The sequence below is a fragment of the Sphingopyxis sp. GW821-FHT12C06 genome (assembly GCF_058807415.1).
Window position 1 is genome coordinate 323,675 of record NZ_JBXAQR010000001.1, and the last position, 24,504, is coordinate 348,178.

General features: G+C 64.2%; 20 protein-coding genes. 10 read left to right on the forward strand and 10 right to left on the reverse strand.

The features are described from left to right. Positions 1-66: 66 nt before the first annotated feature. Together AC1RRJ_RS01380 and AC1RRJ_RS01385 are read right to left on the reverse strand one after the other, a co-directional pair. Complete coding sequence (locus tag AC1RRJ_RS01380; protein WP_493119913.1) at positions 67-1,068, reverse strand: arginine N-succinyltransferase; 1,002 nt, start codon at positions 1,066-1,068, stop codon at positions 67-69. Next, positions 1,065-2,273: a hydrolase gene (locus AC1RRJ_RS01385; protein ID WP_493119914.1), complete on the reverse strand. Its 1,209-nt coding sequence runs from the start codon at positions 2,271-2,273 to the stop codon at positions 1,065-1,067. The genes AC1RRJ_RS01380 and AC1RRJ_RS01385 overlap by 4 nt, the downstream gene beginning before the upstream one ends. A 206-nt stretch (positions 2,274-2,479) precedes the next feature. Here AC1RRJ_RS01385 and AC1RRJ_RS01390 point away from each other — a divergent pair, with 206 nt between their 5' ends. Continuing rightward, positions 2,480-3,667 (forward strand): GGDEF domain-containing protein, encoded by a 1,188-nt coding sequence (locus tag AC1RRJ_RS01390; RefSeq protein WP_493119915.1) that lies wholly within the window; start codon positions 2,480-2,482, stop codon positions 3,665-3,667. Positions 3,668-3,762: 95 nt separating this feature from the next. Beyond that, positions 3,763-5,859 (forward strand): malate synthase G, encoded by a 2,097-nt coding sequence (locus AC1RRJ_RS01395; protein WP_493119916.1) that lies wholly within the window; start codon positions 3,763-3,765, stop codon positions 5,857-5,859. A 109-nt stretch (positions 5,860-5,968) separates the two neighbouring features. Here AC1RRJ_RS01395 and rsmA read toward each other — a convergent pair whose 3' ends face one another. The 4 genes from rsmA to AC1RRJ_RS01415 form a co-directional block, all read right to left on the reverse strand. Next, a complete protein-coding gene (gene rsmA / locus AC1RRJ_RS01400) occupies positions 5,969-6,808 on the reverse strand; it encodes a 16S rRNA (adenine(1518)-N(6)/adenine(1519)-N(6))-dimethyltransferase RsmA (protein WP_493119917.1) in 840 nt (279 codons plus the stop codon). Further along, positions 6,805-7,824, reverse strand: a complete 1,020-nt coding sequence (gene pdxA, locus AC1RRJ_RS01405) for a 4-hydroxythreonine-4-phosphate dehydrogenase PdxA (protein WP_493119918.1) — start codon at positions 7,822-7,824, stop codon at positions 6,805-6,807. The genes rsmA and pdxA overlap by 4 nt, the downstream gene beginning before the upstream one ends. Then, positions 7,824-9,164: a peptidylprolyl isomerase gene (locus AC1RRJ_RS01410; protein WP_493119919.1), complete on the reverse strand. Its 1,341-nt coding sequence runs from the start codon at positions 9,162-9,164 to the stop codon at positions 7,824-7,826. The genes pdxA and AC1RRJ_RS01410 overlap by 1 nt, the downstream gene beginning before the upstream one ends. Positions 9,165-9,356: 192 nt before the next feature. Then, positions 9,357-11,666, reverse strand: a complete 2,310-nt coding sequence (locus tag AC1RRJ_RS01415; protein ID WP_493119920.1) for an LPS-assembly protein LptD — start codon at positions 11,664-11,666, stop codon at positions 9,357-9,359. Between the two features lie 132 nt (positions 11,667-11,798). On the opposite strand from AC1RRJ_RS01415, the gene AC1RRJ_RS01420 reads away from it, so the two are divergent. The 4 genes from AC1RRJ_RS01420 to ndk all read left to right on the forward strand — a co-directional run bounded on the left by AC1RRJ_RS01420 (position 11,799) and on the right by ndk (position 14,854). Further along, positions 11,799-13,256: a leucyl aminopeptidase gene (locus AC1RRJ_RS01420; protein ID WP_493119922.1), complete on the forward strand. Its 1,458-nt coding sequence runs from the start codon at positions 11,799-11,801 to the stop codon at positions 13,254-13,256. 20 nt (positions 13,257-13,276) lie between these two features. Further along, positions 13,277-13,726: a DNA polymerase III subunit chi gene (locus AC1RRJ_RS01425; protein ID WP_493119923.1), complete on the forward strand. Its 450-nt coding sequence runs from the start codon at positions 13,277-13,279 to the stop codon at positions 13,724-13,726. Positions 13,727-13,820: 94 nt separating this feature from the next. Beyond that, positions 13,821-14,345 (forward strand): hypothetical protein, encoded by a 525-nt coding sequence (locus tag AC1RRJ_RS01430; protein ID WP_493119924.1) that lies wholly within the window; start codon positions 13,821-13,823, stop codon positions 14,343-14,345. 86 nt (positions 14,346-14,431) lie between these two features. Next, entirely contained in the window at positions 14,432-14,854 is a 423-nt protein-coding gene (ndk, locus tag AC1RRJ_RS01435) for a nucleoside-diphosphate kinase (RefSeq protein WP_493119926.1), read from the forward strand. A 59-nt stretch (positions 14,855-14,913) separates the two neighbouring features. Here ndk and AC1RRJ_RS01440 read toward each other — a convergent pair whose 3' ends face one another. Genes AC1RRJ_RS01440 through purM form a run of 3 tightly spaced genes read right to left on the reverse strand, consistent with a single transcriptional unit; the run spans position 14,914 to position 17,562 of the window. Beyond that, on the reverse strand, positions 14,914-15,588 hold the full coding sequence (locus AC1RRJ_RS01440; protein ID WP_493119927.1) for a hypothetical protein: 675 nt from the start codon (positions 15,586-15,588) through the stop codon (positions 14,914-14,916). Further along, positions 15,513-16,463, reverse strand: coding sequence for a phosphoribosylglycinamide formyltransferase (gene purN / locus AC1RRJ_RS01445; protein WP_493119928.1), 951 nt, complete (start codon positions 16,461-16,463; stop codon positions 15,513-15,515). The genes AC1RRJ_RS01440 and purN overlap by 76 nt, the downstream gene beginning before the upstream one ends. Further along, positions 16,456-17,562 carry a phosphoribosylformylglycinamidine cyclo-ligase gene (purM, locus tag AC1RRJ_RS01450; protein ID WP_493119929.1) on the reverse strand — a complete coding sequence of 369 codons (1,107 nt, stop codon included), beginning with the start codon at positions 17,560-17,562 and terminating at the stop codon, positions 16,456-16,458. The genes purN and purM overlap by 8 nt, the downstream gene beginning before the upstream one ends. Positions 17,563-17,687: 125 nt before the next feature. Between purM and AC1RRJ_RS01455 the strand changes: the two genes are divergently transcribed. From AC1RRJ_RS01455 to AC1RRJ_RS01470, 4 genes are read left to right on the forward strand one after another with little or no spacing between them, the layout of a single operon-like run. Next, entirely contained in the window at positions 17,688-18,935 is a 1,248-nt protein-coding gene (locus AC1RRJ_RS01455) for a heavy-metal-associated domain-containing protein (protein WP_493119930.1), read from the forward strand. Next, entirely contained in the window at positions 18,935-19,591 is a 657-nt protein-coding gene (locus AC1RRJ_RS01460; RefSeq protein ID WP_493119931.1) for an HdaA/DnaA family protein, read from the forward strand. Before AC1RRJ_RS01455 ends, AC1RRJ_RS01460 begins: the two co-directional genes overlap by 1 nt. Further along, a complete protein-coding gene (locus tag AC1RRJ_RS01465; RefSeq protein ID WP_493119932.1) occupies positions 19,582-21,759 on the forward strand; it encodes an RNA degradosome polyphosphate kinase in 2,178 nt (725 codons plus the stop codon). The genes AC1RRJ_RS01460 and AC1RRJ_RS01465 overlap by 10 nt, the downstream gene beginning before the upstream one ends. Before the next feature lie 4 nt (positions 21,760-21,763). Then, positions 21,764-23,248, forward strand: a complete 1,485-nt coding sequence (locus AC1RRJ_RS01470; protein ID WP_493119933.1) for a Ppx/GppA family phosphatase — start codon at positions 21,764-21,766, stop codon at positions 23,246-23,248. 3 nt (positions 23,249-23,251) lie between these two features. Here the strand turns inward: AC1RRJ_RS01470 and rnd are convergent, their stop codons facing one another. Beyond that, on the reverse strand, positions 23,252-24,442 hold the full coding sequence (gene rnd / locus AC1RRJ_RS01475) for a ribonuclease D (protein WP_493119934.1): 1,191 nt from the start codon (positions 24,440-24,442) through the stop codon (positions 23,252-23,254). Positions 24,443-24,504 lie beyond the last annotated feature (62 nt).

Sequence of the window (24,504 nt, forward strand, 5' to 3'; positions counted from 1 at the left end):
ATTGCGATGCAGCATGATCGATCCGGGCTTTCGTGAGGGAGCGGATAGAATAGCCGTCGCACCGGGCTACCGCCCGATCCAGCTGATTTCGTCGCCCGCGGCGACACCCAGCAGCTTCGCCGCATGGTTGTCGAGCGTTCCGCCGTTGCTGACTTGCCCGAAACAGCAGCGGAAATCGGCGAGCTGCCCGGTCGCAACCAGCGCATCCTCGCTCCCGTCGGCAATCGCCGAAACTGCGACATGCCGCGCATCGCGAATGCTCGCCACCTGATCGGTGCGCGCGGTCATCGTCGGGCCGCCGTCGAAAATGTCGACATAATTTTCGTATGCGAAGCCCTCATTCTCCAGCATGCGCATCGCGGCGCGGCCGCTTGGGTGCGGGACGCCGATCACGCTGCGGGCATGCTCGCCCAGCATCGCGATATAGACGGGATGCTTGGGCATCAGGTCGGCGATGAACTGGTTGCCATGGACCGCGTTGAACTGGTCGGCTTCCTGAAAGCTCATTCCGAAGAACTTTCCGGCAACGCCGTCCCAGAAGGGCGATCCGCCCGCTTCGTCGATTACCCCGCGCAGTTCGGCGAGAATCCGGTCGCCAAAGCGCGCGCGGTGGCGCGCGATGAACAAATAGCGCGAGCGCGCGAGCAACAGCCCGAGCCCGCCAGCCCGCGCCGCAGGGTGCAGGAACAATCCGCCGACCTCGCTCGCGCCATTGAGGTCGTTGCTGAGCATCAACACTTGCGCATGGAAAGTCCGGTCGAGCTGTTCGCTATGCTTGCTGTCGGTGCCGATGCGGTATGAATAAAAAGGCCAGCGCTGGCCGACCTGCCCGAAAATCTGGCAGGTACCGCGCACCTCGCCGCTGTCGAGATCCTCGAGCACGAGCAGGTAGAGCTCGTCCGACGGATATTCCTTGTCGCTGGCAAAGCTTGCCTCGGTGCGATCGAGCTTTGCGCGCAGTGCTTTCTTGTCGGGGGGCAGGTTGGTAAAGCCGCCGCCGGTCAGCTTCGCCATTTCGTAAATGCTCTGCAAATCGCCCGGCTTGGCCGCCCGGATCACATAGTTCACACAGTCCCCCGTTCCGCTATTCTCAACATGGTCAGTGCCGACAACTGCGCGCGTTCGGGCAGGCTGTCGGTGATCAGAAATTCGTCCGACGAATGGATGGCGCCGCCGCGCGGGCCCATCGTGTCGACCACCGGAATGCCGCAGGCGGCAATATTATTGCCGTCGCACACGCCCCCGGTGGCGTTCCAGCCGATCGTCAGGCCGAGCGCGGCGCCGCAATCGCGGACCAGCTCGAACAAGCGCGTCGCCGCGGCATCGAGCGGTTTGGGCGGGCGGTTGAAGCCGCCGTGAAGATGGCAATGCAAATCATGATCGCGCGACACCGCAGCGACCGCATCGCGCAGGGCAGCTTCGGCTGCGGCCATGGCATCGGGGGTCGACGGGCGCATGTTCACGCGCAAAATCGCCTGATCGGGAACCACATTGTTCGGCCCGCCGCCGTCGATCTTTGCGGGATTGACCTTGAGCATGGGCGATTTCAGCGCATCGAGCCGCAGCGCAAGGTCGGCGGCGGCGACGAGCGCGTTGCGTCCTTCCTCCGGATTGCGCCCGGCATGTGCGGAACGGCCATGGATCAGCACGGAGAAATTGCCGCTCCCCGGCCGCGCGCCCGCCAGCGTTCCGTCGGGCAAGGCGGGCTCATAGGTGAGCGCGGCGGTCTTGCCCTGTGCCAGCTCGGCGATCAGCGCGGCGGAGGCGTGGCTTCCCGTCTCCTCGTCGCTGTTGATCATCACATCATAGCCGACGCGGCCCGCGAGCGGCGATGCCTCGAGCGCGGTGAGCGCCGCGAGAATCACCGAAATTCCGCCCTTCATGTCGGCGGTGCCGGGACCGTTGAGCACCCCCGGTTCGCGCCATTGCAGTGTCTGGAAGGGGTGATCGGCGGCGAACACCGTGTCCATATGGCCGGTCAGCAACAGTTGCACCGGTGCCTCGGGACGAACGCGGAGGTGGAGATGGTCACCGCGCTGGGTCGTCCGAACCGCGCCGGTGGCATCGACGCTCTCGACCGGATCGGGCGCGACGAGGCGGATCGGGCCGGGCAGCTCTGCAAAAGCATCGGCGAGCAGTCCCGCAACGGTTTTGAGGCCCGCCAGATTGCCCGTCCCGCTGTTCACCGCGGCCCATTGTTCGACCTGGCGCAGCATCGGCGCATCGGCTGCGCGTTCGAGCATTGCGCTTTCGTTTGCGGTGAGGATGGTCATCGGCACCGTATAGCGAGCGAAAAGGGCGTTTGGCACCCCCGCGCAATATTATTGTCGATACATTATCGTCGACGCTGTGCGGCAAATCACTGTAGGGGCCGCCCGCTTGGGCCAAGGCATGATCAAATGCCTTCGAATCGCAACGGATTAACCGAAATTTCGGACACGCCTCTCTAGGAGGGGCGAAACACCTATCGAGTGGATCGATGACAGCAGCTTTCGTCCTTGGCATCAACATGTTCATCGCCGGCATTTTTGCCGTGGCCTTTGGCGTGGTGGCGGCGACGAACCGCACGGAGCGCGGCGCCAAATGGGTCGCGCTGGGCTATGGTCTGGCGATCGGCAACGTTGCGCTGGAGTTTCTTCTCAGTCAGACGTCGGACCCGACCGTCGTCGGGGTCAGCATTTTCCTGATCGTCCTCCTCGCCATGACCTTTTGCCTCGTCGGCGTCGCGCATCATTATCGCGTCGCTCCGCCATGGTTCGCGGTTGCGGCGATCTGGGGCTTCAGCATCCTTGTGACGCCGGTTATCTTTACGCTTCCCTATACGTCGCCGCTGCGCGCATTCCTTTACCAATTTCCCTATTTTGCCGCGCAAGCCTTGTTTGCGTTCGTCATTCTGCGCTCAGGGCGCCGGCAGGCGCTCGATGTGCTGCTGCTCGTGCTGCAAGTCGTCACGGCGCTTATCTATCTCTCCAAGCCGCTCATCGGGGTGCTGGCGGGGACGGCGAGCACGCCACAAGGCTATATAGCGACGACCTATGCCGCCATTTCGCAAAGCCTTGCGGCGGTGACGCTCGTCATGCTTGGGCTCGTGCTGTTGCTCGTGATGATGCGTGACACCGCGGCAGAAATGATGGCGCGGTCGGAAACCGATGCCCTGTCGGGGTTGCTCAATCGCCGCGGCTTCGAAGATCGCGCTGAACGCGCCCTCGCGCAAGTGCTACGATCGGGCGGGCCGAGGGTGATGGTCACGGCTGATCTCGACCATTTCAAGATGATCAATGACAGTTTCGGCCATGCCGCGGGCGACAGCGTGATTGCCGAGTTTTCCCGGCTTCTGCGCGAAGCTGCGTCCGAACAGGCTCTGGTCGGCCGGCTGGGGGGTGAGGAATTCGCTGTGTTCATCGTCGGTGCCAATCTCGCCGACGGGCGCGTCTATGCCGAAGCCGTGCGCGCGGCCTTTGCCGCAACCTCGGTGTCCGGGATCGACCATGCGGTGACGGCGTCGTTCGGAGTGGCGCAGATGATGCCGGGCGACACATTGTTCGAACTGGCGCGCCGCGCCGACACAGCGCTTTATCGCGCCAAGGCGGGGGGGCGTAACCAGGTCCGCGTTGCGCTTAATGAAATGCCGCCGGCCCCGCCGCCCGCGATCGAGATTTCGCGTTAGCGGCCAGTTGCCAAGCCCGATCAATCGCGGCATAGGGCAGCGGCCCTTTCCTCCCCGGGTCCACTGGCGCAGCCGCGCCGACCAAAGGGTGCAACATGACTGATTTCCTCGATCGCCACGGCCTGTCCATCGATTCGCGTCTTGTCGATTTCGTTGAAGCGAAAGCGCTGACCGGGACGGGACTCGAGGGCGACAAATTCTGGGCCGATTTCGCTGCGCTGCTCTGCAAGTTCGCCCCCGAAAATGCTGCGCTGCTGGCCAAGCGTGAGGATTTGCAGGCAAAGATCGACGCTTGGCATCAGGCGCGGGCAGGGCAGGCGCATGACGCCGCTGCTTATCAGGCGTTCCTGCGCGAGATCGGTTATCTGGTTCCCGAACCCACAGGGTTTCAGGTCGGCACGCAAAATGTCGACCCCGAAATCGCGACGATGGCGGGGCCGCAGCTCGTCGTTCCCGCGCTCAACGCGCGCTTTGCGCTCAACGCCGCCAATGCGCGCTGGGGCAGTCTCTACGACGCCTTTTACGGCACCGACGCGCTTGACGCGCCGCCCGCCAAGTCCGGTGGTTATGATGCTGCACGCGGTGCGGCGGTGATTGCGCGGGCCAAGGCGTTTCTCGACGAAGCCGTACCGCTGGCGTCGGGAAGCTGGGCCGACTGGCAAGGCGGCCAGCCGCTACTCGCCAACGCCGCGCAATGGGTCGGCACCAAGCCCGGCGGCATCCTGCTCAAGCACAACGGCCTGCACATCGAACTGGTGATCGATGCCGACAGCGCGATCGGCAAAACCGATCCCGCCGGCATCGCCGACGTGCTGCTCGAAGCCGCGCTGACCACGATCATCGACCTCGAGGACAGCGTCGCCGCGGTCGATGGCGAGGACAAAACCCTCGGCTACACCAACTGGCTCGGCCTGATGCGCGGCGATCTGACCGAAAGCTTTGCCAAGGGCGGTGCGACCGTCACCCGTGCGATGGAGCCCGACCGCGCATGGACTGCGCCCGATGGCACCGCCTTCACCCTGCCGGGGCGCAGCGTGATGTTCGTGCGCAACGTCGGCCATCTGATGACGACGCCGATGGTCAAGCTGGCGGACGGTAGCGAAGCGCCCGAGGGGCTGTGCGACGCGGTGTTTACCAGCCTCTGCTCGCTCCACGACCTGAAAAATCTCGGCACGCTCAACAATAGCCGCGCGGGCAGCATCTATATCGTCAAGCCCAAGCAGCATGGTCCCGAGGAATGCGGCTTCACCGACCGCTTGTTCGACGCAGTCGAGGATCTGCTCGGCCTCGCGCGCCACACGATGAAGGTCGGCGTGATGGACGAGGAACGCCGCACCAGCGCGAACCTCGCTGCGTGCATTCATGCGGTGAAGGACCGCATCGTCTTCATCAACACCGGCTTCCTCGACCGCACCGGCGACGAAATCCACACCTCGATGCGCGCCGGACCGATGATCCCCAAGGGCGAGATGAAGGCGAGCGACTGGATCGCGTCCTACGAGGATCGCAACGTCCGTATCGGGCTCGCTTGCGGGCTCAGCGGCAAGGCGCAGATCGGCAAGGGCATGTGGGCGATGCCCGACCTGATGAAGGGGATGCTCGAAGCCAAGATCGGCCATCCCCGGTCGGGCGCGAACACCGCTTGGGTGCCGTCGCCGACCGCTGCGACCTTGCATGCACTCCATTATCATCAGGTCGACGTGTTCGCGCGGCAGAAGGAGATCGCGGGCGAGGCGGTGCCATCGCTCGACCGCCTGCTCAACATCCCCGTCGCGACCGGCCGCAACTGGAGCGAGGCCGAAATTACCCGCGAACTCGACAATAATTGCCAAGGCATCCTCGGCTATGTCGTGCGCTGGATCGATCAGGGCGTCGGCTGCTCGAAGGTTCCCGACATCGATGATGTCGGCCTGATGGAAGATCGCGCGACGCTGCGCATCGCCAGTCAGGCGCTCGCCAACTGGCTGCTCCACGGCGTCTGCACCGAGGCGCAGGTGGACGCGGCACTGGCGCGCATGGCAGCCAAGGTCGATGCGCAAAATGCGGGTGATGCGCTCTACGAAAAACTGACTCCCGACGGCATCGCTTGGCAGGCCGCGCGCGCATTGATCTTCGAGGGTGTAACGCAGCCGTCGGGCTATACCGAGCCGCTGCTGCATAAATATCGCCAGGCAAAGAAGGCGGCGGCATAAATCTGAGAGCGTCGGCCACAGGAGTCGTTCCCCGGCGAAAGCCGGGGGGCTATCGGTCGAGCTGAGGGTTCCCAGCCGCTCCCGCCCTCGCGGGGGCGGCAGGCTTTTGTCAGGCGCTCAGCGTGCGGGCTAGTGCGACCCATTCGGCGACGGTCACCGTTTCGGCGCGGCGAGTCGGGTCGATGCCCAGCGTTTCCAGCGCGGCGACCGCGCCTTCGACACCCTTCAGGCTTTGGCGCAGCATCTTGCGGCGTTGGCCGAAGCCCTTTTCGGTGAGCTTGGACAAGAGGGACGGCTTGACGCCCTCAGGCTGGTCGGCGGGCGTCACGTGGATGATCGCCGACATCACCTTGGGTGGCGGGGTAAAGGCCGACCGGTGGACGCGCATCGGAATTTTGGCGGTCGTGCGCCACTGCGAGAGGACGCTCAGGCGACCATAAGCAGAGGTGTCGGGCCTGGCGATGATCCGCTCGGCAACCTCGGCCTGGAACATCAAGGTCAGCGATTGCCAGCGCGGCGGCCAGCTTTTGGGCTCGAGCCAGCGGGTGAACAGCGCGGTGCCGACATTATAGGGCAGGTTGGCGACGATATGATAGGGCTCGCCGCCGGTCAGCGCATCGACATCGACCGCCATGGCATCGTCGGCGATGACCGTGAGCTGGCCCGGAAAGACTTCGCCGAGTTCGGCGAGTAGCGGCAGGCAGCGGTCGTCGCGTTCGACGGCGATCACCCGCGCTCCCGCACGCAGCAGCGCGCGGGTCAGCCCGCCGGGGCCGGGGCCGACCTCAAACACCGTGGCGCCGTTGAGGTCGCCGGGTAGCGCGGCGATCCGGTCGAGCAACTGTTCGTCGAACAGGAAATTCTGTCCCAGCGCCTTGCTTGCCGACAGGCCGTGCGCACGTACGGTCTCGCGCAGCGGCGGCAGGCTACGCGTCGGTTCGGTGGTCACGCGGCGGGAATGGCGTTGCGCTCGCGGCTCGCGGCGAGCGTGGCGGCGAGAGCGATGGCGGCGATCGTCGGCCGCGGGTCCGCCGTGCCGGTGCCCGCGATGTTGAACGCGGTGCCATGGTCGGGCGAGGTGCGGATGATCGGCAGGCCGAGGGTCAGATTGACCCCGTCATGAAAATGCAGCGCCTTGAATGGTGCGAGCGCCTGATCGTGATAGCAGCACAGCAGCGCGTCATAGCGGATGCGGACATGCGGTGCGAACAGGCTGTCCGATGCCAGCGGGCCGTCGATCGCAATGCCTTCGCTTTGTAATTGTTCGATCGCCGGCTGGATGATCAGCGCTTCTTCATTGCCCAGATCGCCGCTTTCGCCGGCATGGGGGTTGAGACCTGCGATCGCGAGCTGCGGTTCGGCGATGCCGAAATCGCGGCGCAGCGCGCGGGCGGTGACCCGCGCTTTCGCGACGATGAGGTCGGTGGTCAGCCGTTCGGGCACTTCGGACAGCGGAATATGAACGGTGAGCGGCACGACGCGCAGGCCGGGGCCAGCGAGCATCATCACCGCATTGGTCGCGGTGACGCCGCAGCGTTCGGCGATGAACTCGGTTTGCCCGGGGTGGGTATAGCCAATGCCGTGCAGGGCGAATTTGGACACCGGTCCAGTCACGAGTGCGCAGCTGGCCTGCGTCCGCGTCATGCCGATCCCCGTTTCGAGCGCGTGGAGCGCGCAGGTCGCGCCCGCCGCGGTCGGGGTGCCGGGGGTCAGCGGGCCGCTGTCCTCCAGATGCCAGACGGGCAGCGCATCGTCGAAGGTCCGCAGCGCCTCTTCCATGTCGCTCACGCGCGCGATCGGGCCGTCCCAGACCGCAGCGATCGCGGCGATGTCGCCGATGGCGACGAACGGCGGCAGGTCATGTTCGCGGCGCGCTGTCCACGCGCCGCCGGTCACTTCGGAGCCGACGCCGGCCGGGTCACCGATGGTGACCGCGATCGGACGTCGAGGATTGGTACCGGGCATCAGCTATATTCGATCACGGCGTCCCGGCGCAGGTCGCGCAGATAGCGTTGGGCGCGCTTGTTGACCTTTTCTTCCAACAGGCGGTTTTCGATTTCCTGCAAATTGGGCGCCGTTGCGGTCTGGGGCATGTCGCGGCCGCACAGGACGAGCACGCTGATGCCTTCGTTTGCCGCGCCGAAAGGCTGTGTCGTCTGGCCGATCTGCAGATTGATCAGCGTCTGCTGCAGCGGCGCAGGCAGCGCGCGCATCGCCATATTGTCGCGCGATACCACGCTGGCGCCCAGTTTCTGCGCGACGGCGTCGGCAGCACCGCAACCGGCGATGCTGCGCGTGGCTTCGGCGAACTGGCTTGCCAGCTCGGACGCGCGGGCAGGAGTTGTACCCGCCGGGAATGCCAGCGAAAGCTGTTTCAGGCTGAGTACCGCGTCGCGCGGATCGGCGGTCAACACCTGACGCCGGTCGATGAGCAGCATGATCGACATGCCGCCCGGAACCTCGATCGGGCCGACCATCTGGCCGGGCTGCATTTGCGCCGCGGCTTCGGCCATCGAGGCCGGGAGCTGGCCGGCCTTCACCCAGCCGAGGTCGCCGCCGACAACCGCCGTCGAGGCTTCTGAAAACTGGCGGGCATAGGCAGCAAAGCTGCCACCACCTTGCAGTGCCTCAATGATTTTCTTCGCGTTTTCATTCACCGCCGCGGCATTGTCGGGGGTTGCCGACAAATAGATTTCGCCGAGGTGGAATTCATCCTGTCCCTTGGCGTCGTTCATCCGCTGAACGACTGATTCCACCTCTTCGGTTGATACGTTGGTCGTCGACTGGATGTTGCGCGACAGCAGGCGGTCCCATGCGAATTCGCCGCGAATCTGTTGCTTCACCGCGGCGGCCGACGATCCCTTGGACGTCAGATAGGCCGTGAATTGTTCGGGGGTCTGCTTGAACCGGAGCGCGAGGCGCGCAAATTGTTCGTTGATCAGATTTTCATCGATCGTGATCTCGGCTGCCCGGGCTTCCTGGATCTGAAGCTTCTCGTCGATCAGATTGCTGAACACCTGACTGCGCAGCCTTTGTTCTTCCTCGGGCGGCAATTCGACATTGTTGTTCGCTATGCGGATCAGCGCCATGCGCTGGGCGATGTCGGTCGCCGTGATGATTTCGCCATTCACCGTCGCCGACGGGCGATAGACATTGGCCTTTGCATCGCCATAAAGCTGGACATTGCCGGGAATACCGAGGCTGGTTGTCGGGACTTCGTTATCGGCAACGGTCTGCGCCAGCACTGGGGCCGCGCCGACGCTCGCTACGGCGATCAGGCCGATGATGGTCGAAAATTTGGTCATTGCTACCCTATTCGAGAAATAACGGCTTGCTCCGTATCAGCGGAGACGCCTGATGGTCCAGCGCAATCCGCCTTTCGGACCTTTTACGGGGACCGGGTTAGGCCTGCGACGCTGAACGCAAGCTGAGCGGGGTTGGCAGAGGGGAGGTCTGCGACGGGGCACCGGACTGCTTTTGCTGAACAAAAGCAGCTATCAGAACCCCAGATTGCGAAAAGCGATGCGGAAGGAAAAGCTGTTGCCGCGCCGTGCGTCGCCGGTGTCGATATAGTCACGGCGCCAGGTCAGCGCGATTGACAGGCATTCGTCGTCATAAGCGACGCCCAGCCTGTGACGAATCGGCTCGAACCCGTCTGCCTGGCTCCCCGGGTCATCATGCTGACTGGTCAAATCTACGATCGCCGACCCGAAAATCGACCAGTTGTTCGCGACGGCGACACGGCCGCCAACGCGCGCTTCTTCGCGATCCTGCAAATCTTCGGCCAACATTGTGATATCGCGATTGAGCCGCGAATAGCCGAGCACCGCATAAGTTGACCGACTGCCGATCGTCGCGTCGAACTCGTTGCGGCGAACCGCCAGATTATCCTTGTCGAGCCGGAACCGGTGGGTCAGGCGCAGAAAATCCTGATAGGCGATCGTCGTCCGTCCGACGATGTCGGATGTACGGTCGGTCAGGCCGGTACCATCGGGGAACAGCGATGATTTTTCGGACAAGCGATAGCTCTGGCCGACGACGCTGTTGACGCTGAACCCTGGCCGCGTGAAATTCCATTCGACGCCATAGGTGATGCGCGCGCCATCCTCGAACCGGTCATGACCGTTGAAGCGGTTGATCGCGAACAAATTGCCGTCCTCGAGGTCGAAAGCACGCGAATCCTCGTTCGGGATATCGAGATTCTTGATCTGCGGGGTCGCGACGACCTGGATCCGCGGGGTCAGCGTCTGGGTGCCGCCCATGAACTCCCCGACGAACGGCCAGCGCATGTCGGCGGCGACGGCGGCGATTCCGCGCGCCTGCCAGCCCGATTTGCCGCGATAGCCGGGAACGGCGGTTAGCAGATTTTCGTCGCTGTGATAAACATCGCCACGTACCAGCGCGGTCAGCGTCACTTCCTGGCCCAGCCCGGTCAGCCCGCGCAAATCCCAGCGCGCGCCGGCAAAGGCGCGCTGCGTATCCTGTCCCGCGGTACGCCCGATCGCCAGCGTGTTGAGCTGGAGCTCGACCTGCCCGCCGAGCAACGGGTCGGGCAGCCGCTGGCGATAGTCGATGATCGGCAGCGCGATCGGCTGCTGTCCTTGCGAGTCGCCCGCGCGCAGCGTCTGCGTCGCCCAGCCGGCAATTGACAAATAGCTTTGGCCGCCGATCCGTTCGAGTTCGAAGGTCGAGCGCAGCCGGTCATCGCGGCTGATATCGTACCGGCGCATGAAGGTGCGGTCGGTCGTGATGCGGCCCGAATAGCTGAAGCTCCATCGCGGATCGAATTGGAACTTGCCGGCGCTCTCCAGATAGCCGCGGAATTGCTTGCTCTGAGTGACCCCTGATCCTGTTCCGGTCAGGGGAACGACCGAACTATAAGTCGCGTAGCCGTTCAGGCGGAACGATCCGATGTCGGTCAGGGCGCGAAACTCGCCTTCGATCATCGGCGCCGCCTCGGTGTAGACATGCGGGGTGATCGTGACATCGCGGTCGGGTGCGATGCGCAGATAGTAAGGTACCGCGATCTCGAACCCGTTGGTGCGATCAAACCGCACTTCGGGAACCAGAAGGCCGCTGCCCGCCTCGCTGTTCGCGGGATGGCTAAGTCCCGGCAGCGGGATCAGCGGCAGGCCGAAAATCTCGACGCGCGCCCCCTTGTAGCGAATCTTGTTCTTCGTGCGGTCGTAGATCACACGGACGGCGCGGATCTTCCAGCTCGGGTTCTTGACGCACCCCGCGTTATCTTCGACCGGACAGGGGGTGTAGGCAGCATTTTCCAGTTCGATATTGCCATTGTCGAAGCGGGTGCCGCGCACCGCGGCGAGGCGCGAGCCATTGTCGAGCACGACCAGAAGATTGTCGACGACGCCGTCGCGCAGCGTGTCGGTCAGCTCGATCTTGTCGCCATAGGCGGTGTCGCCTTCGGGGTTGGTGATCGCGACATTGCCCTCGGCGAAGACCTGGCCCGTCTTGCGGTTCCACGTCACCTTGTCGGCACGCATCGCAATCGCCTCGCGGTTCATCGCGACATGGCCCTCGGCAACGACGATTTCGGTATCACTGTCGTAATTCAGATTGTCGGCGGCAAAGCCGATCTGGTCTTCATCCGCGGATTTGGGGGCGTCGGAGACGGTCGATGTGACATCGGGGGTTTGCAGGTCGGGATCGCCCGAGATCGGCTGGGGAAGGGGCGAGTCGCCTCCGGTCTGCGCGTGCACGGGATTGGCGACGATCGCCAGCCCGCTGGCTGTCGCCAGCCACAACAGCCGCCTGTTCGCTGCCCACGGGAGCAAAGCCAATGTCATTGCGTTACTTTGTCCCACACCTTTGTCGCGTCCGCCCGGGCTTGGACCGGCTGCTTTGTTTTTGCAACTCGCAAGCGAAACCCCTATCGGTCCGGCACGTTCCAATCAATCATCGCATAAGAGAGTTACAGGATGGACATTCAGTTTGTCGCACAAATCGATGCGTCTGCCGACGTCATCGCCTTTCCGGTCCGCAAGGGCGAACTGGCCGGGCTCGGCGGAGCGCATGGCGCACTGCTCGCTGCGGCGGCCGGGCAGGCACGCTTCGAGGGTGCGGCGGGCACGATTGCCGAGACCGCAGCGGTCGATGGCGACCGCGCGCTGCGGCTGATTCTCGTCGGGATCGGCGAAGGCACGGGGCATGACCTCGAACGCGGCGGCGCGGCGCTGACCGCGCGGCTCCAGACCAGCGGTGTCACTGCGGTTCAGGTCGATTTCGCGGGCGCCGGAAACAGCGACGAGGATGATGTGCTGGCCTTCGCCATGGGCGCGCGACTCCGCAACTGGCGCATCGACACCTATCGCACCCGCCTGGCGGACAATGCGAAGCCCAGCCTGAAGGCCATCACCATCGCGTCGCCGCATGGTGACCTGTCGGGCCGCTGGGCCGAATCCGAAGCGATTGCCGACGGGGTCGCGCTGACTCAGGCGCTGGTCGCCGAGCCCCCGAATATTCTTTATCCCGAGACCTTCGTCGAGCGCTGCCAGCATCTCGCCGACCTGGGCGTCGAACTCGAAATCCTCGACGAGCGCCAGATGAAGGCGCTTGGCATGGGTGCGCTGCTCGGTGTCGCGCAGGGCTCGACCCGGCCGCCGCGGCTGCTCGCGATGCGCTGGAACGGCGGCAAGGCGGGCGAAGCCCCCGTTGTGTTCATCGGCAAGGGCGTGACCTTCGACACCGGCGGCATCAGCATCAAGCCTGCCGCGGGCATGGACATGATGAAATGGGATATGGGCGGTGCGGGCGCGGTCGCGGGCGCGATCAAGGCGATCGCCGGGCGCAAGGCGAAGGCGAATGTCGTCGGCGTCGTCGGCCTCGTCGAAAATATGCCTGACGGCAATGCGATGCGCCCCGGTGACATCGTCACCACCATGTCGGGCCAGACGGTCGAAGTGCTGAACACGGACGCCGAAGGGCGCCTGGTGCTGTGCGATGCGATCAGCTGGGCCCAGAAGGCCTATAGTCCGAAGGTGATCGTGGATCTGGCGACGCTGACCGGCGCGATGGTGATTTCGCTCGGCCATGAATATGCCGGCATCTTCGCCAATGACGACGGTCTTGCCGCGCAACTGCTCGCGGCTGGCGATGCCAGCAACAACAAATTGTGGCGCTTCCCGCTGTCGCCCGCATACGACAAGCTGATCGACAGCCCGATCGCCGACATGAAGAATATCGGTCCGCGCGAAGGCGGATCGATCACCGCGGCACAGTTCCTGAAGCGCTATGTCGACGAGGGCGTTCAATGGGCCCACCTCGACATCGCGGGGATGGCATGGGCCGACAAGGATGGTCCGGTGTGGGCGAAGGGTGCGACGGGTTATGGCGTACGCCTGCTCGACCGCTTCATCGCCGAAAATCACGAAGGCTGAACGGAACGGGGCAGGGGAGTATGGCGCGCGTCGACTTTTACCGGCTGACCCGCGACCCGGTTGAACGGGTACTCCCCGTCCTCGCGACGCGCATCTTGGGCGCGGGTGATCGCCTGTTGATCGTCGCCGCGCCTGCAATGCAGCGGCAGGCGATCGACGAGGCGCTGTGGACGCTGCAACCCGCAAGCTTCCTGCCGCACGGCGCCGCCGGATCGCCCGATGAGGCGATCGAACCGATATTGATTGCGGGCACGCTCGACCCCGCGCCCATCAACGGCGCGCGGCTGGTCGCGCTCGCCGACGGCGAATGGCGGGGCGAAGCGCTGGGTTTCGACCGCGTCTTCCTGCTGTTCGACAACAGCCGTATCGACGATGCGCGCGCGACATGGCGGGTGCTTGCGGGGCGCGACGATGTCGACAACCGTTTCTGGAAACAGGACGAGAATGGTCGCTGGTCGGAGGGGCCATAGGCCTTGCGCGCGCTGTGACATATATCACCGACAAGGGTGCTGGGCGCATGCCAATGGAACTTCAGATGTTTTAACCCTGACAGGAGCTCCTGCCATGACGACCCGCGTAAAATTCCCCGCTCTTGCCGCCGCCACCGTCGCAGCCGCGCTGCTCGTCGCGGGCTGCGGTTCGAAATCGGAGAAGGAGGTCGCCAGCGGCACCTATACCGACCCCGAAACCGGCAAGACCGCCGACTACAAGATCAGCGGCGACGGCGAAAACGGCAAGGTGACGATCAAGACCGAGGAGGGCGAGGTCCAGTTCGGTGGCGTCGCCAAACTGCCTGCGGGCATCACGCCCTATCCGGGATCGAAGATGACTGGCGGCTTTGCCGGTTCGGGCAAGGACGGGAAGGGCGGTCTCGCGAGCTTTGAGGTCAAGGGCAAGGCCGCCGACGTCGTCGCCCATTATCGCAAGCAGATCGAGGGCGCCGGGATGAAGGTGACGTCCGAAATCGCCGCCGAGGACACGATCATCATCGGCGCCGAAAAGCCGGGCGACGCCAAGGTGACGATCCAGATCAACGCGATGCAGAATGGCGATATGGTGGAAGGCGCGATCACCTACAGCGGCGCCTGATGCGTTCGCGCTCTGTCCTTGCGGTGCGGGCAAAGCGCCGCTAGAGGCGCGCCCATCGCAACAGACAATAAACTAGGAGCTTTCCCATGGCGGTTACCCGCACTTTTTCGATCATCAAGCCCGACGCCACGCGTCGCAACATCACCGGCGCCGTCACCAAGATGCTGGAAGAAGCCGGTCTGCGCGTCGTCGCGTCGAAGCGCATCCACATGAGCCGCGAACAGGCCGAAGGCTTTTACGCGGTCCACAAGGAACGCCCCTTCTTCGGTGAACTCGTCGAATTCATGATCAGCGGCCCCGTCGTCGTCCAGGTCCTCGAAGGCGAAAACGCCATGCAGGCCAACCGCGACATCATGGGCGCCACCAACCCCGAGAATGCCGAGCCGGGCACGATCCGCAAGGAACTCGCCGAAAGCATCGAAGCAAACACGGTTCATGGTTCGGACAGCGACGAAAATGCCGCGATCGAAATCGCGTATTTCTTCAAGCCTGAAGAAATCGTCGGCTAATCCCGACGGGACAATGCAGATAGAAAAGGCCGCCGGAGCGATCCGGCGGCCTTTTTCGTTCACTTCCCGGTTTTGCGCGCCGGGATTCTCGCCGCTTCATAGGCAGATTCATCGACTTCGATGCTGACGCCGCTGTCCGCGCGGTCAGACCATCTATTGAGGCAACTCCACGCATCATCGGTCGATCCCGGCGCTTCAAGCCGCAAGCTGGTCATGGAGGCATTGTCGAACGAGCGTCTTTTTTCGATGCGATAGACGGCGGGATTGGCGCGACATGCCGCCATGGCTTCCTCGACCGTCCATGTTTTGCAGGCTGCCTGTCGTCGTGCATCATCTATGCTGGCCCAAAGGAACAGCGGCCAGATCAGAAGGGGTGGCGCAAGAGCGATCACCAGATGCCGCATCCCGGGGTTGCGGGTGGCGACCGATAGTATCGCGCTGCCGAACAGGAATGACAGCGCAAGGACCAGTTGGATGCCGGTCCGCCAGCCATCGCTGCTACATGGCGGGAGGCCGTATGACAGAAAGATCGGTAGGGCGTATCGCCCTGCGAGGCTGATCATCCCGAGCGCGCTGACGATGTAGGTGAAGCTGAGCAGTGTTGTTCCGCTCGGACTTTCCGGGCGCCATTTCCAGAAACCAAGAAGCCCAGAACGGTTCAAAATTCCTCCGCAATCCCCATCAGTCCCGCGAGCTTCTTCGGTGCCACCGCAAGCCAGCTTTTGCGCAGCCATTCGCCGATGGCGTCCCAGTCATTGTCGCCGGCGTCGAGCCGCACGCCGACCCAGCCGTCGCCGAAATAGGCGGGGCGGTAATAGCGGTCTTCATCGAGTTCGATCAGCATCGCCTGTTCCTCGGCGCCGCTGATCTTGACCAGGATTGCGATCTTGCCGTCGCCATGATGGTCCTGCGTGAAATAGGCAAATTTCTTGCCCTTCACGATCCCGAAGCAGGGCATGCCGTGCGAAGTGACCTCGTCGGCCTCGGGCAGCGCCATCGCCAGATCGCGGACGCGGCTGAGCAGATAGTCGGGGCTGCGCTCGCGCATCACAAAGGCGGCGAGGGTAGGCGGGTAAAGCTGATGCTCGGCGAACTGAACCCGCTTCGCGAGGTTTTCGGCGGTATCACCGGGCGCGATCGCGACCGGGGTTTGCGCAACGACCGGGCCATCGTCGACCCCAAGGGTAACGATATGGACGCTGCACCCGCCGAACGCATCGCCTGCGTCGATCGCGCGCTGGTGGGTATCGAGCCCCTTGTAGAGCGGCAGCAGGCTGGGGTGGATGTTGAGCATCCGGCCGTGCCAGCGCGCGACGAAAGCGTCGCTGAGGATCCGCATATAACCCGCGAGCGCGACAAATTCAGCGCCGGCATCGCGAAGCTGCTCGTCGACCAGCGCGTCGAAGGCGTCGCGCTTCATTCCCTTGTGCGACAGTCCCCAGGTCGCGATGCCCTCAGCCTTCGCGAGCTTCAGTCCGGGGGCTTCGGGATCGTTGCTCGCAACGAGGATGATTTCATAGGGGCAATCGGCGGCCTTCGCAGCGTAGAGCAACGCGGCCATATTGGTGCCGGCGCCCGAGATCAGGACGGCGACGCGCGCCTTAGCCATTGTGCGTCGCGGTCCACGCCTCGCGCGCGCTCCACGTTTCGACGCTGCCCGTGACAGTGCAGCCCTTCGCGCCCTCGGCGATATGGCCGATGCGGTGGACCGTCTCGCCGGCCTCGGTCAGCGCCGCGGTCACCGCATCAACGTCGGCGGCCGCTACGACGACCGCCATGCCGACACCGCAGTTAAAGGTGCGCGCCATTTCCTCGGGCTCGATATTGCCCTGCGCCTGCAGGAAGGCCATCAGCCGGGGCTGTTCCCACGCGTCGGCATCGACATGCGCGTGGAGGTTTGCGGGCAGGATGCGCGGGATGTTTTCGAGCAACCCGCCGCCGGTGATGTGAGCGAGCGCGTGAATCTTGCCGGTCTTCACGAGCGGAAGCAGGCTCTTCACATAGATGCGCGTCGGCGCCATCAGCGCGTCGATCAGCAGGATGTTCTGGTCGAAGAGGGCGGGGCGGTCGAGTTTCCAGCCCTTGTCGGCGGCGAGCCGGCGCACGAGCGAAAAGCCGTTCGAATGCACCCCAGAGGAAGCGAGGCCCAAAATCACGTCGCCCGCGGCCAGCTTGTCGGCGGTCAGCACCTGGTCGCGCTCGACCGCGCCGACGCAGAAGCCCGCGAGGTCATAATCGCCTTCGCTATACATTCCCGGCATTTCGGCGGTTTCGCCGCCGATCAGCGCGCAGCCGGCCTGCTTGCAACCCTCGGCGATGCTCGCGACGACTTCGGTCGCGACGTCATTGTCGAGTTTGCCGGTGGCATAATAGTCGAGGAAAAAGAGCGGCTCGGCGCCCTGCACGATCAGGTCGTTCGCGCACATGGCGACGAGGTCGATGCCGACGCCGTCGTGCTTGCCCGACTCGATCGCGAGCTTGAGCTTCGTTCCGACGCCATCATTCGCCGCGACGAGCAGGGGGTCGTTGAACCCCGCCGCCTTCAGGTCGAAGAAGCCGCCGAATCCGCCGAGGTCGGCATCTGCGCCCGGGCGCCGCGTCGCACGGGCGAGCGGAGCGATGGCACGGACCAGCGCATTGCCAGCGTCGATGGAGACTCCGGCTTGGGCATAAGTATAAGAGGCGGGCGGGTTCTGCTTGGCATCCATGGCTCGCGCGCCTAACGACTCCAGCCGACAATTGCCATGATTTCCTTGCTTGGCACCTTGCGTTTCACCCCGGTTCGGGGGCAAAGCATAGAGAAGATATGATTTCGACCGCTTTCCCCCGCTTCATGTTTCGGCCCGCCTCGGGCTCCCTGCAACGTCGTGACTGGCGCTGGGCTGCGCTTTTTGGTCTGTTTTTCGCGATTCTCCTCGTCGGGGTGGTCGAGGGGCAGATTAGCCGCGGCGATCGCGGCATCACCCCTATCAACAGCAGCGGCGATTTTCTGGCGAGCGGCATCCTTGTCGATGTCACCGGCGATAATGCCGAGGATGCGCGGGAAAAGGGCTGGCGCGAGGCGCAGCGCAAGGGTTGGGCGCAGCTGTATCGCAAATTGAACGGCAGCGACGGTCCCGCGCTCGGCGATTCGGTCCTCGACGGTATCGTTACCGCGATCGTCGTCGAACAGGAACAGATCGGCCCGCGGCGTTATGTCGCCAAGCTCGGTGTGCAGTTCGACCGTGTTCGCGCCGGACAAATTCTTGGCGTCAGCGGCCGGACGCTGCGGTCGCCGCCCTTGCTCGTCATCCCCGTCTATTCGATCGACGGCATCCCGCAGGTGTTCGAACAGCGCAGTGCGTGGCAGCGCGCCTGGGCCGAATATAATACGGGGCAAAGCGCGATCGATTATGTCCGCACCGCGGGCACCGGCGCCGACACGCTGCTGATCAACGCCGGGCAGACCGGCCGCCGTGGCCGTGTGTGGTGGCGCGTGATCCTTGACCAATATGGCGCCGCCGACGTGCTGACCCCGATCGCGCGGGTCGAATATTCCTGGCCTGGCGGGCCGATCAAAGGTTATTTTACCGCGCGCTTCGGTCCCGACAGCAAGCTGATCTCCAGCTTCACCATGACCGGGCCGAGCCCCGCGGCGCTGCCCGACATGATGGAAAAGGCGGTCGCGCGGATGGACCGGATCTATATCGACGCGCTCGCGGCCGGAACGCTCAGGACCGACACCTATCTCGTGCTCGAAAAACCGGTCGAAAAGGCCGACTTGCCCGAGGAAGCGGCGACGACCGATACAGAGGTTATGCCCAGCGAAACCGACTCCAGCGTACCGACCGTGGCGCCGGCCGGGGCGCAGAGCTACACTGTCCAGTACAACTCGCCCGACGTCGAATCGGTCACGGCAACCGAACGTGCCGTCGGCGGCATCGCGGGGGTCCAGTCGGCATCGACGACCAGCCTCGCGCTCGGCGGAACCTCGGTGATGCGCGTGACCTTCCGCGGCGACATCGCGGCGCTCAAGGCGGCACTCACCGCGCGCGGTTACAAGGTGCAGGAAGGCGGTAACACGCTGCGGATCAGCCGCTGATGGCACGTGTGTCCGGCCAGATCGCCCTGCCGCTTGACTGGAGCGCTGGCGGGGTGAACGATGGACCGCTGATCGTCGGCACCAGCAACGCCGACGCGGTTCGTTATTTGCGTCATGTCTCGACCTGGCCCGTTCGCACCGCAGTATTGGTCGGCCCGCGCGGTTCTGGGCGCAGCCTCATCGGCCGGCTGTTCGCACTGGAGACCAGTGGCCGCGTGATCGATGGCCATGACAGTGTTGGCGAAGAAGAGATTTTCCACGCCTGGAACGCAGCGCAGGCGAGCGGCGAGCCGCTGCTGATCATCGCCGATGCGCCGCCTTCCGAATGGGGCATTGCGCTGCCTGATCTCGCCTCGCGACTGCGCGCGGTGCCGGTGTTGACGATCGGCGAGCCCGACGATTGCCTTGCCCGCGACCTGATCGAGGCGCTGTTCGCGCAGCGCGGCATGGCATTGTCGCCCGACGTTGCGTCCTATATCGTGCCGCGGATGGAGCGCAGCTATGCGATGATCCACCGCGTCGTTGCGGCGCTTGATGCGGCCTCGCTCGAACAGGGGCGGCGGCTCGGCATCCGTCTTACGCGTGAAACATTACTGTCACAGGGGCTGATCGATCCCGATCTCCTCGAACGACAGGATGTAGATATATGTCGCTAACCGGACGACCTCTGCGCGCTGACAATGACGCCAACGGGGCGGCGCAAATCCCTTTCGGTCCCGAACGTTTTTTCAATCGTGAACTCAGCTGGCTCGCCTTCAACCGGCGGGTGATGGAGGAGGCGCGCAACCCCGCGCATCCGCTGCTCGAACGGCTGCGCTTCCTGTCGATTTCGGGTAGCAACCTCGACGAATTTTTCATGGTCCGCGTCGCGGGGCTGAAGGGGCAGCAATTGCAGGGGATCGACGATCCCTCCGCCGATGGCCGTTCGCCGGGACAGCAACTCGCCGAGATCGAGGCCGAGGTGAACCGCCTCGTCGATCAGCAGCAATCCGAATGGCGGTTGCTCAACCGCCTGCTCGCCGAACAGGGCATCGTCGTCCATGGCACGGGCACGGGTTCGGACGCCGAGAAGCTGCGCGCTTCGCTGCGCCAATATTTCATCGACCAGATTTTCCCGATCCTGACCCCGCAGGTGCTCGATCCGGCGCATCCCTTTCCCTTCATCCCCAATCGCGGGCTTGGGGTGATCTTCGATCTCGAACGCAAAGCGGGCGGCGAACATATTCGCGAACTGGTGATGATCCCGGGCTCGCTCGCGCGCTTCGTCCCGGTTCCCGGCGAACCCGGGGCGTTTGTCCCGATCGAATATCTGATCGAGCTGTTCGGCGATACATTGTTCCCCGGCTACCGCATCCGCTCGCGCGGGGTGTTTCGCATCATCCGCGACAGCGATATCGAGTTGGAGGAAGAGGCCGAGGATCTCGTCCGCCTGTTCCGCACCGCGATCCGCCGCCGCCGCCGCGGCCGCGTCATTTTGCTCGAACTCGAAGCCGACATGCCCGGCGAACTCGCCGCGGTGCTCAACGCCGATATTCAGGGGCATGAGGCGATCGTCGCCAAGATCGACGGATTCGTCGGGCTGGCGGCGCTGTCGGCGCTGGTCGACGTCGACCGTCCCGACTTGAAATTCCCCGCTTTCTCGGCGCGTTTTCCCGAACGCATCCGCGAACATGGCGGCGATTGCTTTGCGGCGATTCGCAGCAAGGATATTCTTGTCCATCACCCCTATGAAAGCTTCGACGTCGTCCTGTCCTTCCTGCGTCAGGCGGCGGCGGACCCCGATGTCGTCGCGATCAAGCAGACGCTCTATCGCGCGGGCAACCAGTCGCCGGTGATCCGCGCGCTGATCGAGGCCGCTGAAGCGGGCAAGTCGGTGACGGCGGTCGTCGAGCTCAAGGCGCGCTTCGACGAAGAACAAAATCTGCTCTGGGCGAACCAGCTTGAACGCGCCGGGGTGCAGGTCGTTTATGGCTTCATCGAGTGGAAGACCCACGCCAAAATATCGATGGTCGTGCGCCGCGAAGGGCAGGGCTATCGCACCTATTGCCACTTCGGCACCGGCAATTATCACCCTGTGACCGCGCGCATCTATACCGATCTCAGCTTTTTCACCGCCGATCCGCGCGCGGGGCGCGATGCAGCGCAATTGTTCAATTACATTACCGGCTATGTCGAGCCCGAGCGGCTCGACATGATCACCATGTCGCCGCTCAACATGCGTGCGCATTTGTGCGATCTGATCGACGCCGAAATTGTGGCGGCGAAGGCGGGCAAGCCGTCGGGCGTGTGGGCGAAAATGAACAGTCTCGTCGATCCCGACATCATCGACCGCCTCTACGCCGCGAGCGCTGCCGGCGTCCCGGTCGAACTCGTCGTGCGCGGCATTTGCTGTCTGCGCCCGGGTGTGCCCGGTCTGTCCGAGACGATCCGCGTCAAATCGGTCGTCGGCCGCTTCCTCGAACATAGCCGCGTCTGGGCTTTCGCCAATGGCGCCGCGCTCCCGCACCGCACCGCCAAACTCTATATTTCGAGCGCCGACTGGATGCCGCGCAACTTCGACCGCCGCGTCGAATATATGATTCCGATCGAAAATCCGACCGTCCACGACCAGATATTGGACCAGGTGTTGGTCGCCAATCTGATCGACAATGAACAAAGCTGGGTCTTGCAGCCCGATGGCACCTATGTGCGGCTGACCCCCGGCGACAAGCCGTTTAATCTGCATCATTATTTCATGACGAACCCGTCGCTGTCGGGGCGCGGAACCGCGCTGCACAAGCGGCAGGACGTCCCGACACTTGCTTTCCACACATACGAGGATTGACGCCTTGGGTTCGCAGCGCTCCTCCCGGCAGGCGGTCCATCGCTCTGCCGTCATCGACATTGGGTCGAACTCGGTCCGTCTGGTCGTCTATGAAGGGCCGGCGCGCGCACCGGCGGTGATCTTCAACGAAAAGGTTGCGGCGGGCCTCGGTCGCGGCCTTGCTGCCGACGGCCGCATCGCCGACGAGGATGCGACCCGCGGACTGGTGGCGCTGCGCCGCTATGCGCTGCTCGCGCAGCATATGGAGGTCAAGGACCTGCACTGCGTCGCGACCGCAGCGGTTCGCGATGCGGTCAACGGACCCGATTTCATCGCCTGCGCCGCCGATGCGGGCCTCGATATCCGCCTGCTCTCGGGCGAAGAAGAAGCCGCCGCCGCCGGCTATGGCGTGCTTGCCGCGATTCCCGACGCGCATGGCATTGCCGTTGACCTTGGCGGAGGGAGCCTTGAGCTTGCGGAAGTCGCGGGCGGTGAGGTTGGGCGCTGCGCATCTTTCCCGTTAGGTGTGCTGCGCCTTCCCGCCTTGCGCGCGGGCGGGCAGCAGTTGTTCGAGCGCGCAGTGCGCAAGATGCTGAAGGCGGCGGGCTGGCCCGGAAAGCTCAGCGGATTGCCGCTCTATCTGGTCGGCGGATCGTGGCGCGCGCTGTCGCGCCTCGACCTTGAACTGACGCATGATCCGCTCGCGGTGCTCGACCAGCATCATCTGCCACGCACCGCATTGCGCCGCCTGGTCCGCGCGACCAAGCGGCTGAGCTTCGAGGAATTGCGCGCGATCCCCGGCATGGCGTCGAACCGCGCTGCGAGCTTGCCCGATGCCGCCGCGCTGCTCGCCGCGCTCGTCAATATCATCGACGTCCCCGCAATGACGGTGTCATCGTCGGGGCTACGCGAAGGCTTGCTCTATCAGTCGCTCGACGCCGAAACCCGCGCGCAGGACCCGCTGATCGTCGCCGCCGAATTCGAAGGCCGCCGCCTTGCGCGCTTCGCGCCGCACGGCCGCGCGATCGCTGACTGGATCGCGCCGCTTTTTGCCAGCGAGGCGCCCGCCGACAGCCGCGTTCGCCTCGCCGCGAGTCTGCTCAGCGACGTTGCCTGGTCGGCAAATCCCGATTTCCGCGCCGAACGTGGCACCGAAATCGGGCTGCACGGCAATTGGCGCGGGATCGATATTCCCGGTCGCGTCCTGCTCGCGCGCGCTCTCCATGCGGGGTTCGGCGGCGCCGATGGCGATTTCCCGGCGATGGGCGAACTGGTCACGCCAGACCGGCTGGAGCGTGCGCGCCAATGGGGGCTTGCGATCCGGCTAGCCCAGCGATTGACCGGCGGGGTCGAGGCGCCGCTCCGCGCCAGTTCGATCGCGCGCAGCAACGGGAAACTGGTGCTCAGCCTCGATCCCGGCTGGCATCATCTGGCGGGGGAATCGGTCGAACGCCGCCTGCGTTCGCTGGCGCACGCGTTCGACATCAAGGCCGAACTCGCGCTGCTTTGACGATCAGGCGTCGTCGATGGGCGCCGCGTTGTCGATTTCGCTCATAACCAGCTTGCCGTCCTTGACCGCAAAGCCCATTCGCCCTTCGACGAGGTCGAGCGCGGCGTGGCCGAATACGTCGTTGCGCCAGCCCTGCAACATCGGGATGCCGTCGCGGCGCCCGGCGGCAAGCGCCTCCAACTCGTCGCTGCGCGCGATCAATCGCGCCGCGACGTTCAACTCGCGGGCACGGATTTTCAGCAACAGCTTCAACAGGTCGGCGACCAATGTGCCTTCCTTGCCCAGCCCGGGGCCACGCGGCGCGCGATCGGGCATATCGTCCTTGGGCAGCGGCTTGGCGTTGGTGAGTGCGTCGATCAGCCGCGCGCCGATATCGTTCGCCTTCCATGTCGCCGACAGCCCGCGCACACGGCCGAGGCCTTCCTGATCCTTCGGCGGATGCGCGGCGAGATCGGCTAGGGTTTCGTCCTTGACGATGCGGCCGCGCGGCAGGTTTTTTTGGCGGGCCTCGCGCTCGCGCCACGCCGCGAGAGCTTGCAGGCGACCGAGGACATCGGGCTTGCGTGACGGAATCTTGATCCGGTGCCACGCATTTTCGGGATCGACATTATAGTTGGCGGGGTCGGCCAGCTTTTCCATTTCCTCGTCAAGCCAATGGCCGCGGCCGGTCTTGACCAGCTTTTTCAGCATCATCGGGAAAATCACGGCGAGATGGGTGACGTCGCCGACGGCATAGTCGATCTGGCGCTTGTCGAGTGGGCGGCGGCTCCAGTCGGTGAAACGCGCGCCCTTGTCGAGCTGGATGCCCAGCCAGGATTCGACGAGGTTCGAATATCCGACCTGCTCGGCCTGTCCCAACGCCATCTGGCCGATCTGGGTGTCAAAGATCGGGTGCGGCGTCTTGCCGGTCAGGTTGAAGATGATTTCGACATCCTGCCCGCCGGCGTGAAAGACCTTCAGCACATCCTCATTGTTCACGAGCAAGTCGAGCAGAGGCTGCATGTCGATGCCGTTCGCCATCGGGTCGATCGCCGCAGCATGTTCGGCGTCGGCCACCTGGATCAGGCACAATTCGGGCCAAAAGGTGTTTTCGCGCATGAATTCCGTATCGACAGCGATGAAATCGCTGTTTTTGATAAGGTCGCAGAAGGCGGCGAGCGCGGCGCTGGTTTCGATGAGCGGATGGACTTGCATACCGCGCCTATACAGCTAGTTGGTTTGGACGCGCAGGAAAAATTGCCTGCCACTCTTCGGGT